Origin of the sequence: Proteiniclasticum sediminis, assembly GCF_018128025.1 — a bacterium.
Lineage (GTDB): Bacteria > Bacillota > Clostridia > Clostridiales > Clostridiaceae > Proteiniclasticum > Proteiniclasticum sediminis.
In genome coordinates this window covers 96559-109847 of record NZ_JAGSCS010000004.1, presented here as the reverse complement: position 1 = coordinate 109847, position 13289 = coordinate 96559, and the positions used below count along the sequence as shown (strand labels likewise).

The window sequence follows — 13289 nt, the reverse complement described above, 5'->3', positions numbered from 1 at the left end:
TTACTTTCGTTGTTCCTTTAGGGGGCCTCGGGAAGAAGGGCCACAGGGCTTTCCTCATGGAGGCGGTTCACGGCGGAAACTCCATAGCGGTACTTTGCAGAATCCAGCTGATTCACCGTGTAGGTGAGGGTCTGGGGATCGGCAGCCAGCTTTCGGTAGATGTAGGCGGGGTTTTCCGGATCCACATCCTCCTTGGGGAACTGGTAGACGAGGAAGTACTTGGGCTTTTTCAGCTCGTCAAACTCCGTATAGCCGTTTTGGAAGCTCAGGGTGCCGTTTTCCCAGCGGACATGGTCCGGTGGGGGCACTTCCGTGGGGGTGACTTTCGCCGAAACGGGAATCAGCGCGGGCAGGGTGAAGGCATCTTTCAGGGCTTCGGTATTTTTCACCAGGGACGCTTTTCCCGCGGCATTCTTTTTAAATTCCTCATGCTGGGGCGTCAGGTGGCGGAAGCTGAAGAAGGCACTGCCCTTGATGGCGGGAAGGCTTTTATTGTAGTCCAGCTGCTGGACCATGATCTCGTCCCCTTTCCAGAGGGGGCTTTTCACATTGTCATAGACCTTGTAGAGGGCATGGCCAATGTAGAGGTTCACCCGGGTGCCTTCCACCACCTGGGCCCACCAGGAGGCTAAAGTGTCATAGGGGGCAGCGGTTTCCCCGAAGTTCCAGTAGATCTGAGGGAGGATGTAGTCAATGAGCTCTTCCTTTACCCAGCGGCGGGTATCGATGAAGACGGTGTGGGCATAGGTTTCGGAGCTGGTCACCGGGGTATTGGAGCCTAAGCCTTGGGTTTCTTCTGCATGGCCCCAGATGCCGAAGGGGCTGATGCCCAGCTTTACGTAGGGCTTTTGCTCTTTGATGCCTGCAGAAAGGTTCTTGATGAAGCGGTAGGTGTTCTCCCGGCGCCACTGCCGAATGTCGGTGAACCCTTCCCCGTATGCGGCGAAGGTTTCGGCATCCTCGCCGTCGTCTCCAAAGAGGTAGGGAACCGTCTGGCCAGTTTCATTCTGGCGAGAGCTTCGGTAGGGATAGAAATAATCGTCCAGATGGACGGCGTCGATGTCGTATTTGGTCACCACTTCCAGGATGCTGTCCTGGACAAATTTCTGCACTTCGGGGAGTCCGGGATTCAGGAAGAGGCGATCGTCAAAGCGCAGCACTGTTTCCGGGTGAAGCCGCGCGTAGTTTCGGGAACTGAGTCCCTGGAGAATTTCCTCCGTGGAGGCGCTATTCTTTTCCACCGTCACCCGGAAGGGGTTGAACCAGGCATGGAACTCCATGCCCCGCTTGTGGGTTTCGGTCACGGCAAATTCCAGAAGATCAAAGGGCAGCGTGCCCTCGGGATTTCCCGTGACGTACACAGACGGAGGATTCAGTTCCGAAGGATACAAGGCATCGCCGGAGGGGCGGACCTGGAGAATCACGGCATTGAGGTGATAGAGCTCATAGACATCGAGGATCTTCCGGAAGGCCTCCTTCAGCTCTGCTGCCGTCATGCCGGGTTTTGCCGGAAAGTCCAGGTTTCGCACCGAGGGGAGCCAGGCTGCCCGAAACTGGTATTTCGGGGAGGCGGGGTCCTTCACCACGGGGAAAAGCGTCACGGGGTCCTCGGGTTCCTGGGGAGTTTCCACGGGGGTTTCTCCCGGAGATTCTACAGGGGTTTCCACCGGAGTACCAGGGGCCTGGGGCAGCGCCATGCATCCCAGGGGCAGGACCAAGGCCAGATAAAGAAAAAGGGCCAGGCGGGTAAATCGGCTCTTTCTCCGCCGCTTTTGGCCATGGGCCTCCAAGAGGGGATGGGGGGAACTCGATTCCTCCAACGATGGCGGATGGGGATGAAACATGGCGAGACCTCCTTTTTCCTTCATTCGCTCCATTATGCCAGAGATTTTCCGGCAGGGGGTTACAAAAGGTTGAAAAGGGGCTGAATTCCTTCAGCCCCTAAGTGATCAGTATTTTCTGCGGTGGTGGTCATCCACGTACTTTCGGGATCGGCGTCCAGCTTCCAGCCTGCGCTTACGGGCGAGCTTGCGGCGGCGTTTGCCGATGAAGGTGAGGACGAGGACCAGAAGAATGAGGAAAGCGGCTAAGGTGAGGACGATGTAGCTGAAGAGATGGGTTTTAAGGATCTTCCCCGGCACATCGATGGTGGACAGGAGCTGAACGCTCTTGGTGAGATTTCGCTCTTTCAGCTGAGCGGTGCCCACCACGGTACCCACCTTGATGGTACGGACATCGGGATAGTCATAGGCGATGTCCAGCTTGGTTTCCGAGAGATTCACATCGTTGCTGTAGTAAGAGATGGTGTTGCCGGCGATGACGGGCACTTCCATTTCCTTGGTGGGTCCGAAGAAGCGGTAGGGTTTGTAGGGAAGGATGATGGTGCCGATCTCTTCGGATTTGGCCACCTTCACCACCCGTTCTTCCAGGTAAGAGTCATCCACCAGGAGCAGGGTGTCGTTGAAGACGCGAACATTGCCGGCATCATTTTCCGAGTCCAGAATGACAGAGCCGATGGCCCGGCCATCCCGTTCAAAAACGGAAGCAAAGCAGCGTCCGGCTTCGCCGGTGAATCCGGTTTTCCCCAGGACATTTCCTTCCAGTCCCGTGAGGACGTTTTTGCTGATGATGTTGCCCAGGGTCTGGTTCTTGCTCTTCATGACATAGTCGGTTTTCTTGGAAACTTCCCGGATCCAGGGATCGGCATAGGCCGCCTTCACCAGGAAGGTGAGATCGTAGGCGGTGGTGTAGTGATCCGGGTCATGGAGCCCGGTGGGATTGACGAAGTGGGAGTTCACCATGCCCAGTTCCTTGGCTTTGGCATTCATGAGCGCCATGAACTCGTCCATGGTCTTGGAGACATTGAGGGCGATGACCACGGCGGCATCATTGGCAGAGCCCAAAAGCAGCGCATGCATGATGTCATCGGCGGAAATTTCTTCCCCCACGGGGATATTCTTCAGGTTGTAGTAGATGGCATAGGGGACCATGAGTTTCCCTTCCGCCGGATATTTCAGGTATTCGGTTTTCTTGTTGGCATAGGCATCGGAAAACACCAGCGCCGTTAAAAGCTTCGTGATGGATGCCGGATATTTCTTGTCGTCGATGTTCTTGGTGAAAATGAGCTCGCCGGTTTCCAGATCAAACGTGACGGCAGAAGCACCATTAATTTGGGGCATCGCTGCCTTGACCACGATATTCGGAAAAAGGAATATCATGATGAGCAGGAGCACCGAAAGCTTTTTGAATGTCTTTCCCATTTTTCCTCCTTAACAGCCCGGGGGCGATTGGGTTTTCCTTCCTCGGGGCACGACTTTTGGAAAAGCAGGCCAACCAGATCAGGATATATTTTTCATTTCTGTTAACATTATAACCTAAAAGGCCAGGGCTTTTCATCTAAAAATCGAGGGAATATCTGTTATAATTGAACTGAATATGAACTGAAGGCAGGGATTCGGGATGAAAAGCATCGACATTTTCCGGGACAGACCCCCCGGAATCATCGGAAAACGAAATGAATATGCCGTGATGCTCCTGGTGGTCGAGAAGGACGGGGAGGAAGGGCTCATTCTGGAAAAGCGGGCCCTGACCCTGAACAGCCAGCCCGGGGACATCAGTTTACCTGGCGGGTCTCTGGATCCGGGGGAAACGCCCCGGGAGGCAGCCATCCGGGAAACCGTGGAGGAACTGAACCTGAAGGAGGAGGAGATGGAGGTCATCGGACCCATGGATTATTTTATCAGCCCTTACGGGCAGACCATGTATCCCTTCGTGGCCCGGACAGCGGTCACCACGTTTCATCCCAGCCCCGACGAAGTGGATCACCTCATTTGGGTGCCCCTGTCCTTTTTTGCCCACCACGTCCCCTTGACCTATGAGGTGGACCTGGCCTCTCAGATGCGGGAGGATTTTCCCTATCACCTTATTGAGGGGGGGAAGAATTATCCCTTCCGCAAAGCCACCAACAAGCAGTATTTCTATCGGTATCAACACTATGTGATTTGGGGGTTCACCGCCCAGATCATCAAGAGTTTCATCGACCTATTGAAGGAGGAGAATCCATGAGAAATTTTGATTTTCACAATCCCACCCGCCTGGTCTTTGGTCAGGACACCATTCCAAAGATCGGCCAGTATATTAAGGAGTACGGGGAGAAGAAGGTCCTTCTGCTCTACGGAAAAGGCTCGATTTTCAAGAACGGCGTCTATGACACCGTAGTAAAATCCCTGCAGGAAGCGGGGCTCACCGTGGTGGAAGCCGGCGGCGTGAAACCCAATCCCGTCCTTTCCAAGGTTAGGGAAGTGGTGGCCCTCATGAAGGCAGAGCAGGTGGAAGCCATCGTGGCCGTGGGGGGAGGATCTGTCCTGGATACGGCAAAGATCTCCGCTGCCAGCTTCTACTATGACGGCGATCCGTGGGATTTCTACGAGCGGAAGGTTTTCCCGAAGAAAGCCCTGCCCATCTATGGCATCCTCACTATCTCCGCCACGGGTTCCGAGATGAACAGCGGCGGAGTCATCACCAATGAGGAGGAGAAGAAGAAGTGGGGCTGGGGCTCACCCTTTACCTATCCTCGTCTCTCCATCATCGATCCTTCCGTCCAGAGTTCTTTGCCGGTGAACCAGACGGTGAATGGCGCCGTGGATACCCTGAGTCATGTGTTTGAAGCGTACTTTGGCGGAACGAAGGGAACGCTCATGCAGGATGAACTCTCCGAAGGGATCATCCGCACCACCATGACCTCCGTGAAGACGCTCCTGTCGGAGCCCTCGAACTATGAAGCTCGGGCAAACTTAGCCTGGGCGGCCACCTTGGCCCTTAACGGGATCAATGGCTTGGGCAGAGCGGGAGACTGGGCTTCCCACGGCATCGAGCATTCTGTTTCCGCCTACTATGACATTGCCCACGGCGAAGGACTGGCCATTGTCTTCCCCGCCTGGATGACCTACGTGCACCATGTGGATCCCGAGAAGTTTGCCCGGTTCGGCGAGAAGGTCTTCGGCATTGTGGACGGCACCACGGAAGAAAAAGCTCTGAAAGCCATTGGGGCCTATAAGGCGTTTCTCCAGGAGATTGGCGCTCCTGTGGCGCTGTCGGAGCGGGGCATCGGCCAGGAGCATTTGGACGACATGGCGGAAAATGCCGTGCTGCGGGGTCCCTTGGGAACCCTGATGAAGCTGAACGCCCAGGATGTGCGGGAAATCCTCACCCTGGCACTGTAAGAAGAAAGGGCTGTTTTTGTGTAACTTTCTGGGTTTTTGGGGAAATCTGAAAGAAGGGTGTGTTTTAGCTGTTTAAACAGTGGAAAGACGGCGCATCCTCGCCGAGAACAGTTATCATGGTTGTAAAGGATCCCGACGCAAAAAGCCGGGATAAAATAGGGGGGTAAACATGTCAACATTGAAACTTTTGGGTATCGAGGAAAATCAGCTGCTCATGGGCTACAGCGTGGGCCGACTCATCAATGAGGCTGTGCGCCGGGGTGAGGGGACCCTCACGAAGGATGGAGCGCTGAACATTGAGACGGGGCAGTACACGGGACGGTCCCCCAAGGACCGCTACATCGTGAAGGATGAGCTGACCAAGGACACGGTGGCCTTTGGCAAAACGAACTTGCCCATGGAGCCCCAGGTCTTTGCGGGTCTTCTGGGAAAAGCCCGGGCCTATGTTAAGGAGAAGCCGCTCTATCTCATTAAAGCTCGGGCGGGGGCAGATCCAAAGCATTCTCTGCGGATCAATGTCCTTTGCGAGGATGCGGCCCAGGCGGTGTTCTCCAAGCAGATCTTCCTGAAGGATGAGGAGCGGGAGGGCCTGGAGGCGGATTTCACCGTGGTGGCCCTGCCTAATCTCAAGGCAGAGGGACCCGCAGACGGGATCCATTCCGAAGCCTTCATCGTGCTGAACTTCACGGAGCGTCTGGTGCTCATCGGCGGAACCAAGTACAGCGGAGAAATCAAGAAAGCGGTGTTCTCCCTCATGAACTATCTTCTGCCAGCCGAGGGCATTTTGCCCATGCACTGCTCCGCCAACATGGGAAAAGACGGCAGCGTGGCCCTCTTCTTCGGCCTCTCCGGCACGGGGAAAACCACCTTGTCAGCGGATCCCAAGCGGCTCCTCATCGGCGATGACGAGCATGGCTGGTCCTCCTCGGGTGTCTTCAACTTCGAAGGGGGCTGTTATGCCAAGTGCATCAACCTGGATCCGGAGAAGGAACGGGAGATCTATGACGCCATCCGGTTTGGCGCGGTGCTGGAAAATGTGGTGGTGGATGACAATGGCCATCCGGACTACTGCGACGGCAGTCTCACGGAAAACACCCGCTGCACCTATCCGCTGGAGTTTATCGCGGAGCGGGCCGAGGAAAAGCGGGGGGGACATCCTTCCACGATTCTCTTCCTCACGGCCGATGCCTTTGGCGTCATTCCCCCCATTTCCAAGCTGACTCGAGAAGGGGCCATGTACCACTTCATGTCCGGGTATACCTCGAAGCTGGCCGGCACGGAGCGCGGCATCGTGCAGCCGGAGACCACCTTCTCCGCCCTCTTTGGAGAACCCTTCATGCCCCGCTGCATTGAGGAGTACGCCCATCTTCTGGGCGAGCTCATTGAGCGGGAGGAGACGGAAGTTTACCTCATCAACACGGGCTGGAGCGGCGGTGCCTATGGTGTGGGCCAGCGCACTCCCTTGAAGTACACCCGTCTCATGGTGGATGCGGCCTTAAGCGGTGCCCTTTCTGAGGTGGACTATGTGAAGGATGATATCTTCAATCTCGCCATTCCCACGGCGGTGTCAGGGGTTCCCTCGGAGCTTCTCCATCCGGAGAAGAGCTGGAAGGATCCTAAGAGCTACCAGGAGACGGCCAAGGAGCTGGCTGAGCGGTTCAAGGCCAACTTCAGCCGCTTCCCGAATGTAGCACAAAGCATCGTGGGGGCAGGTCCTTTCTAGAAAATCCGTAGATTAGACAGCAAGAAAAACCGGCTTCTTTCCTTTCGAGGAGAGAAGCCGGTTTTGTCCGTTGACCGTGGATTTTCGCTTAGGCTAGGTGCGTTTTCGGACGCGCTCCTTGCGGAGCCGGTCGGTGAAGCCCGTGAGGAGAGCTTTTTCCACTTTCATAGTGCCCTGTTCCTGGACCTCGCCTTTTTTCTTGTTGGATTCTGTGCGGTAACGCAGGGTGATCTTGGGGTAGGCCTTGTCTTCCCCGGTTACACTGTAGGAATCGATCTTCTTGTAGGGAATCTCCTTGGTGTTGAAGAAGACGCCTTCCTTGCTGTAAAAGGCGACCATATTGCGGTAGAAATAGGCGAAGAAGGTGTAGGAGACCATGATGGCCAGCATTCCGAGGAAAGTGGTCTGATCCTCGGGGACATCAAAAATGAAGTAGAGGAAAAGGGTGGAGAGGACAGCCAGAATGCCCAGGAAATGGAGCTTCCGGGATTTTTCAATGTAGTGGATCTCGGTGTTTCGGGAAAGGACTTTGCGGGTCATGATAACGCCGTTGATGCCCAGCCCTAAACTGAAGAGGGAGAAGACGATGGACATGGTAAGAAAATCGTTCATTTGGATACCTCGCATGTTGAATTCTCCTCTATTCTACATGATTTCTGGGGGAAGGACGAGGAAAATGTTTTCTTCAGCTCGGGAACTTCAGGGAGAATTAAGGAACTTTTTCAGGTTTTTCACGCCGAACTTGTGTAGAATGGGAGAGAGAGTAAATTTGTGCAATTATGGAGGTTAGTTATTGTGGAAATCCTGTTTATCCTAAAAGCGATCATCATCGCCATCGTGGAAGGAATTACCGAATTTCTTCCCGTGTCGTCCACGGGTCATATGATCCTGGCGGGGGGCGTCATCGGATTCCCGGAAACGGAATTCACGAAAATGTTCAATGTGGTTATTCAGCTGGGGGCCATCCTGGCCATTGTGGTCCTGTACTGGAGCAAGCTCTGGGGACTGGTGGTTTCCTTCTTCAAGGGGGAGAAAAAAGGCGTGAACTTCGTCATTGCCCTCATTGTGGGCGTCATCCCCGCCGCCATCTTGGGCTTCCTTCTGGAGGACACCATTGATCAGTATCTCTTTAAGCCTGTTCCCGTCATCATCGGACTCTTTGTGGGTGCTGTGCTTCTGCTCTATGTGGAAGGCCGCTATCGAAAATCCGCTAAGGTCCACGAAGTGGAGAACATTACGAAGCTTCAGGCCCTGAAAATCGGATTCTTCCAATGCCTCGCCATGTGGCCCGGCATGTCCCGTTCTTCCTCCACCATCATGGGCGGCTGGATCACGGGCCTGGACTCCAAGGTGGCTTCGGAGTATTCCTTCTTCCTGGCCATTCCCGTCATGGTGGGTGCTTCTCTGGTGAAGGTGGTGAAGTTCCAGGGGGATGTGGGCTTCCAGACCCTGGGTTCCACGGAAATCGTCTCCTTTGCCCTGGGCTTCCTCGTGGCATTTCTGGTGGCGCTGATCTGCGTCAAGGGCTTTGTCAGCTACATCCAGAAGAAACCCATGAAAGTCTTTGCCTATTACCGCATCGCCCTGTCCATCGTTTTCACCATCCTCATCCTGACAAAAACTATTACCGTTTAAATGTTTTCATCCCTCGTTTCTTGTGTTAAACTTATATTCAGTAAGCATATGGAGTGATGGGTAATGAAGGAAGTCAGACGCTATCTCGAGGAACGGCTGGGAAAGTACAGCTTCTACTTCGAGGATATGAAATCAGGATTTGTATACGGATATAATGAGCACGTGAAAATGACCTCAGCCGGATGCATGAAGCTGCCGGTGGCCATGACCGTGCTGAAGGAAGCCGAAGAAGGCAAGCTCTCCCTGGAGACAAACATCCTTCTGGAAAAGAAGGATCGGGTGGAAGGTTCCGGAATTCTGAAGGAACTGAATCCCCGGGAGTACACGATCAAGGAACTCCTCATCGTCATGCTGGTGGAAAGCGACAATATGGCGACCCAGAAGCTGGTGAGCCTGGTGGGCTTTGATGAACTCAAGGTCAAGTTTGAGGAAATGGGTCTTCTGGACACCTCCATGAACGATATGCCCGGTTCGGCCATCAACCTCACCACAAGCTATGATCTGTCCCTGTGCTGGAAGCTCTTGAAGAACGCCAGCTATCTGTCCGAAGAACATTCCCGCTTTGTCATCGATCTTCTGAAGGGCGACAACAAGAAGAAAAAGACCGCCTTCTATCTGGATGAGAGCCTCAAGGGAAAAATCGCCAGCAAGGCCGGCGATATGCCCGGTGTGGAAAATGACACCACCCTCATCGAGATCCAAAAGGGCGATTTCATCTTCACCATCATGAGCGCTGAGATTCCCAACAGTGTCTATGGCATTGTGAGTCTGGCCAAGTCCGGAAAGATGATCTGGGACGGCATCACCTATAACTGGAAGTAAATTGCTATCGAAGAAAATCCTAAGATTTTTAGGATTTTCTTTTTTTTACGTAAACATCTCCTGGAATATGTTATAATCATATAAACAATATTGAAACTTGCGTTAAGGAGAATCGTATGCGCTACAAAGGTATGGCCATTGTCATCTTCACCGTGACGACTGCGGTCTTTATATTTGGAATGTTTACCTATCAGCAGGAGCTGAAGTCCATGCTGGCCAAGGAGATCACGCCGGTGGTCCTGAAGCCGGAACCCTTGGAGCCGGCGGAAACTTTGGGGGAAACCCCTGTGGAGACCGCTTCGGAAACTCCAGTGGAATCGCCGTCGGAACCCGAGAAGATCAAGGTTCCCTCCCTGTACGGACTTCTGCAGGATGATGCGCTGGAGATCCTGGAAGATTTAGGACTGGTGGCAGACCCCCACTATGAGTACCATGATACGGCAAAAACCGATTATGTGTTCTGGCAGATTCCCGCCAAGGATGTGGAGCTTAAAGTCGGTGCCACGGTGAGTTACAGCGTGAGCAAGGGCCCCCGGGAGACCGTGGAGGAACCTGTCAGTGAAGAAAAGGTTCTGATTCCCAATCTCATTGGTCTCACGGAGCAGGAGGCTAAAACGAAGCTTTTGGCCCTGGATCTGGAAGTGGGCGTGGAACGGGCTTACAAAAACGAGAGCAACCGGGCAGAGAAGGGCATCGTCTGGTCCCAGAACTGGAAGGTGGGCGCCGAAGCGCCCAAGGGAACCCGTGTGGTGATCCGGGTAAGTCTGGGCGAGGAGCCCCAAGCCCCGGAAACCTCCCAGGAACCGGGAGAAGCGTCGGAAACCCCATAATTTAAGGCTAATCATGAGGATCTCCTTGGGGGATCCTCATTTTTCGGGATGAAATTGGTGTTTTCCTTGGTTTTTCAACATCGTAATAGTTTACAATTTAATGACAAAACCGTATAATGATATCCAGATGTAAAGTTATTAATGCTGAATATATGAGTTGTGGGGTATACTATGTCAATGGCTGAACTGAAGTCCAATATCATTGTCAGACGTCCAACCGAAGCAGACTTTGAAGAAATGAAGCGTTTCATCGCCGAGACCTGTGAGCACACCCGGAATTTTTACGGGGTTCATGATTGGGATGAGCTGTTTCCCGTGGGCGAAACCTATGGGGAAATCATGGAACGCATCGAGAAGGGAAATATTCTCCTGGGAACCGTGGAAGGGGTGCTTTCGGGCATCGTCGTCCTTACCCAGCGTAAATCCGAGAAGTTCCGCCATGTGGGGAACCTCACCGTCAGTCTTCGCTCCGATGACCTCATGGCCACCTTGGGCAAGGAGCTCATCGGCCGTATGATTCTGGCCTGTAAGAGCAAGGGTGTCATCCGAAAGATCAATCTCCGGGTTCGGGAAGATCTGGAAGTGACGAAAGAAGTCTACAAGTTCCTGGGGTTCTATGAAGAGGGCGTACTGGCCCGGGATATCTGTTTAAACGGCATGTTCTATTCCACCATCCTTTATGGACGGAGCATTGATTAAGATGGGAACTTGTCCCCAGGAAATTCTTTCTAGGGGGATGTTGATAAGAAAGTAAAGATTGGGTGACTTTCATGATATGAGGTCACCAAAAACCAGCGAGGAAAGGCTATGCAGCATCCCTCGCTGGTTTTTTTCAGTTTCTTCAATGTTCATGCTGTGTAGTGTCATGTTTTGAAGAAACTTCATGCGTTTTTGTGTAAAAAATCGAAGAAAAATAACATGAAATGACAGGAATTGTTTTCATCCATTGGCTTTGGGATATTGAAAGGTTAGCAGTCCAGATGTCTTATGCGATTTTCATCCCAGACAGCCTTGGCGAGGCCCTTCCCCATGTACTATAATAAGGGTGAGTGAAAATGTTTACAGGAGGTATAAGATGAAAAAAAACATAGCCACCCGAAAAGCACCTGCAGCCATTGGACCCTATTCCCAGGGAGTCTTGGCGGGACATCTGATCTTCACCTCAGGCCAGCTTCCGCTGGATCCGGAAACTGGAGATATGGTGGGGCATGATATTACCCTACAGACCCGGCAGGTGCTCCGCAATGTTCAGGCCGTCTTGGAAGAGGCGGGATCCGGTATGGAAAAGGTTCTGAAGACCACGGTATTTCTCAGCGATATGGCGAATTTTGCCAAGATGAATGAAGTGTACAAGGAATTTTTCATGGAGGATTATCCAGCGAGAAGCGCTTTCCAGGTGGCCAGGCTGCCGAAAGACGCATTGGTGGAAATTGAGGTTATTGCTGCGGTCTAGTGTCGTTGGGTAAACGGACGAATAGGGGGATTTTAACAAATGACCGGAAAGTATTTTGCAGAGCCGTTCAAAATCAAAATGGTGGAACCCATCAAGATCCTGACTCGGGAAGAAAGGATCCGAAAAATTCAGGAAGCCCATTATAATGTCTTTGGCCTGGCGGCCGAAGACTGCTACATTGATCTCTTGACCGACAGCGGCACCGGCGCCATGAGTAGCCATCAGTGGTCCGGGATCATGCTGGGGGATGAGTCCTATTCGGGTTCGTCCAGCTACTTCAAGCTCCTGGAAAGCGCCAAAGACATCTTTGGGTATGCCTACATCCAGCCGGTGCATCAGGGAAGAGCCGCGGAGAAAGTGGTGATGCCGATCCTTCTGGGAAAAGGAAAGGTCTCCATCTCCAACATGCATTTTGACACGACCCGTGCCCATGTGGAAATTGCCGGGGCCAGAGCTGTGGATTGCGTGGTGGAGGTGGCCCGGGATACCACAGCCTACGATCCCTTTAAGGGAAACATGGATGTGCGAAAGCTTCGGGAACTCATCGTGCAGTACGGACCGGAAAATGTAGGCGTCATCATCATGACGGTGACCAACAACAGTGCCGGAGGGCAGCCCGTCTCTATGGAGAATCTTCGTGAAACAGCTGTGGTGGCCAAGGAATATGAGATTCCGCTTCTCATCGATGCCGCTCGGTTTGCCGAGAATTGCCACTTCATCAAGGAGCGGGAAGATGGCTACCAGAAGAAGAGCATAAAGGAAATTGCCAGGGAACTCTTCAGCTATGGCGATCTCTTCACCATGAGTTCCAAGAAGGATGCCATCGTGAACATCGGGGGACTCATCGGAGTGAAGAAGGATGAAGCCTTCTTTGAGAAAGTCAAAGCCAATACCATTCCCTTTGAAGGATTCCTGTCCTACGGCGGCTTAGCCGGCCGGGATCTGGAAGCCCTGGCCATCGGCCTTCAGGAGGGTGTGGACGAGGATTACCTGAAGTATCGGGTAGGTCAGCTGGAATATCTCAGCGAGAAGCTTTTGGAAGCGGGGATTCCCCATCAGACCCCTGTGGGTGGCCATGCGGTGTTCCTGGATGCCAAGAAGTTCCTGCCCCACATTCCCTATCATGAGTTTCCTGCCCAGGCTTTAGCCGTGGAGCTCTACATCGAAGCGGGAATCCGAGGCTGTGACATTGGTTCCTACATGATGGGCAATGACCCGGATACTGGGGAGCAGCTGGAATCGGAGTTTGAGTTCACCCGATTAGCAATTCCGCGAAGGGTCTATACCCAGTCCCATCTGGATGTCATTGTAGAAGCCCTGAAGGAAATCTGGAACCGCAGAGAGTCCTTAAAAGGTTACCGCATCACTTGGGAGCCCCCGATTCTTCGCCATTTCACCGCGAAACTGGAGCCCATTACCGAATAAAGATAATGCAAACGGAGCAGTTCAAAATTTAGAGCTGCTCCGTTGATTTTCAGGGAAAATGAAAGGATGACGTACTTAGAAAATAAAACTCACGAAATATGTTAAATTAAGCATATTTTTGTTGATTTTATGCCGGATTAAGCATAATCTAGAGGTAAGAAATCAGTGAATGTGAGGTA

The 13289-nt window shown here is 52.9% G+C and carries 12 protein-coding genes; 9 read left to right on the top strand and 3 right to left on the bottom strand.

From position 1 onward, the window contains the following. Positions 1–17: 17 nt before the first annotated feature. Positions 18–1844, bottom strand: a complete 1827-nt coding sequence (locus tag KCG48_RS04820; protein ID WP_211800189.1) for a glycoside hydrolase family 10 protein — start codon at positions 1842–1844, stop codon at positions 18–20. A gap of 105 nt (positions 1845–1949) precedes the next feature. After that, on the bottom strand, positions 1950–3260 hold the full coding sequence (locus KCG48_RS04815) for a D-alanyl-D-alanine carboxypeptidase family protein (protein ID WP_211800188.1): 1311 nt from the start codon (positions 3258–3260) through the stop codon (positions 1950–1952). 199 nt (positions 3261–3459) lie between these two features. Between KCG48_RS04815 and KCG48_RS04810 the strand changes: the two genes are divergently transcribed. The 3 genes from KCG48_RS04810 (at position 3460) to pckA (ending at position 6945) form a co-directional block, all read left to right on the top strand. Further along, positions 3460–4065 (top strand): NUDIX hydrolase, encoded by a 606-nt coding sequence (locus KCG48_RS04810; protein ID WP_211800187.1) that lies wholly within the window; start codon positions 3460–3462, stop codon positions 4063–4065. Beyond that, the gene (locus KCG48_RS04805; RefSeq protein WP_211800186.1) at positions 4062–5222 is read left to right on the top strand and encodes an iron-containing alcohol dehydrogenase; all 1161 of its coding nucleotides are present in this window, start codon (positions 4062–4064) and stop codon (positions 5220–5222) included. Before KCG48_RS04810 ends, KCG48_RS04805 begins: the two co-directional genes overlap by 4 nt. Positions 5223–5391: 169 nt before the next feature. Continuing rightward, entirely contained in the window at positions 5392–6945 is a 1554-nt protein-coding gene (gene pckA / locus KCG48_RS04800; protein ID WP_211800184.1) for a phosphoenolpyruvate carboxykinase (ATP), read from the top strand. Between the two features lie 93 nt (positions 6946–7038). Here the strand turns inward: pckA and KCG48_RS04795 are convergent, their stop codons facing one another. Beyond that, a complete protein-coding gene (locus KCG48_RS04795) occupies positions 7039–7572 on the bottom strand; it encodes a hypothetical protein (protein ID WP_211800182.1) in 534 nt (177 codons plus the stop codon). 174 nt (positions 7573–7746) lie between these two features. Between KCG48_RS04795 and KCG48_RS04790 the strand changes: the two genes are divergently transcribed. From KCG48_RS04790 to KCG48_RS04765, 6 genes are all read left to right on the top strand, one after another. Continuing rightward, the gene (locus tag KCG48_RS04790; RefSeq protein ID WP_211800328.1) at positions 7747–8580 is read left to right on the top strand and encodes an undecaprenyl-diphosphate phosphatase; all 834 of its coding nucleotides are present in this window, start codon (positions 7747–7749) and stop codon (positions 8578–8580) included. Between the two features lie 63 nt (positions 8581–8643). After that, positions 8644–9402, top strand: a complete 759-nt coding sequence (locus tag KCG48_RS04785; RefSeq protein ID WP_211800180.1) for a serine hydrolase — start codon at positions 8644–8646, stop codon at positions 9400–9402. A gap of 116 nt (positions 9403–9518) precedes the next feature. Beyond that, the gene (locus tag KCG48_RS04780) at positions 9519–10232 is read left to right on the top strand and encodes a PASTA domain-containing protein (protein WP_211800178.1); all 714 of its coding nucleotides are present in this window, start codon (positions 9519–9521) and stop codon (positions 10230–10232) included. A 177-nt stretch (positions 10233–10409) separates the two neighbouring features. Beyond that, entirely contained in the window at positions 10410–10931 is a 522-nt protein-coding gene (locus KCG48_RS04775) for a GNAT family N-acetyltransferase (RefSeq protein ID WP_211800176.1), read from the top strand. Between the two features lie 376 nt (positions 10932–11307). Continuing rightward, entirely contained in the window at positions 11308–11685 is a 378-nt protein-coding gene (locus KCG48_RS04770) for a RidA family protein (protein WP_211800174.1), read from the top strand. Positions 11686–11724: 39 nt separating this feature from the next. Next, on the top strand, positions 11725–13110 hold the full coding sequence (locus KCG48_RS04765) for a tryptophanase (RefSeq protein WP_211800172.1): 1386 nt from the start codon (positions 11725–11727) through the stop codon (positions 13108–13110). Positions 13111–13289 lie beyond the last annotated feature (179 nt).

What these genes read in the sequence shown, in the direction of transcription:
- KCG48_RS04795 (WP_211800182.1), bottom strand. Translation starts at nt 7,572, where the DNA reads ATGCGAGGTATCCAAATGAACGATTTTCTTACCATGTCCATCGTCTTC.
- KCG48_RS04810 (WP_211800187.1), top strand. Translation starts at nt 3,460, where the DNA reads ATGAAAAGCATCGACATTTTCCGGGACAGACCCCCCGGAATCATCGGA.
- KCG48_RS04780 (WP_211800178.1), top strand. Translation starts at nt 9,519, where the DNA reads ATGCGCTACAAAGGTATGGCCATTGTCATCTTCACCGTGACGACTGCG.
- KCG48_RS04815 (WP_211800188.1), bottom strand. Translation starts at nt 3,260, where the DNA reads ATGGGAAAGACATTCAAAAAGCTTTCGGTGCTCCTGCTCATCATGATA.
- KCG48_RS04805 (WP_211800186.1), top strand. Translation starts at nt 4,062, where the DNA reads ATGAGAAATTTTGATTTTCACAATCCCACCCGCCTGGTCTTTGGTCAG.
- KCG48_RS04770 (WP_211800174.1), top strand. Translation starts at nt 11,308, where the DNA reads ATGAAAAAAAACATAGCCACCCGAAAAGCACCTGCAGCCATTGGACCC.
- pckA (WP_211800184.1), top strand. Translation starts at nt 5,392, where the DNA reads ATGTCAACATTGAAACTTTTGGGTATCGAGGAAAATCAGCTGCTCATG.
- KCG48_RS04785 (WP_211800180.1), top strand. Translation starts at nt 8,644, where the DNA reads ATGAAGGAAGTCAGACGCTATCTCGAGGAACGGCTGGGAAAGTACAGC.
- KCG48_RS04820 (WP_211800189.1), bottom strand. Translation starts at nt 1,844, where the DNA reads ATGTTTCATCCCCATCCGCCATCGTTGGAGGAATCGAGTTCCCCCCAT.
- KCG48_RS04775 (WP_211800176.1), top strand. Translation starts at nt 10,410, where the DNA reads ATGGCTGAACTGAAGTCCAATATCATTGTCAGACGTCCAACCGAAGCA.
- KCG48_RS04765 (WP_211800172.1), top strand. Translation starts at nt 11,725, where the DNA reads ATGACCGGAAAGTATTTTGCAGAGCCGTTCAAAATCAAAATGGTGGAA.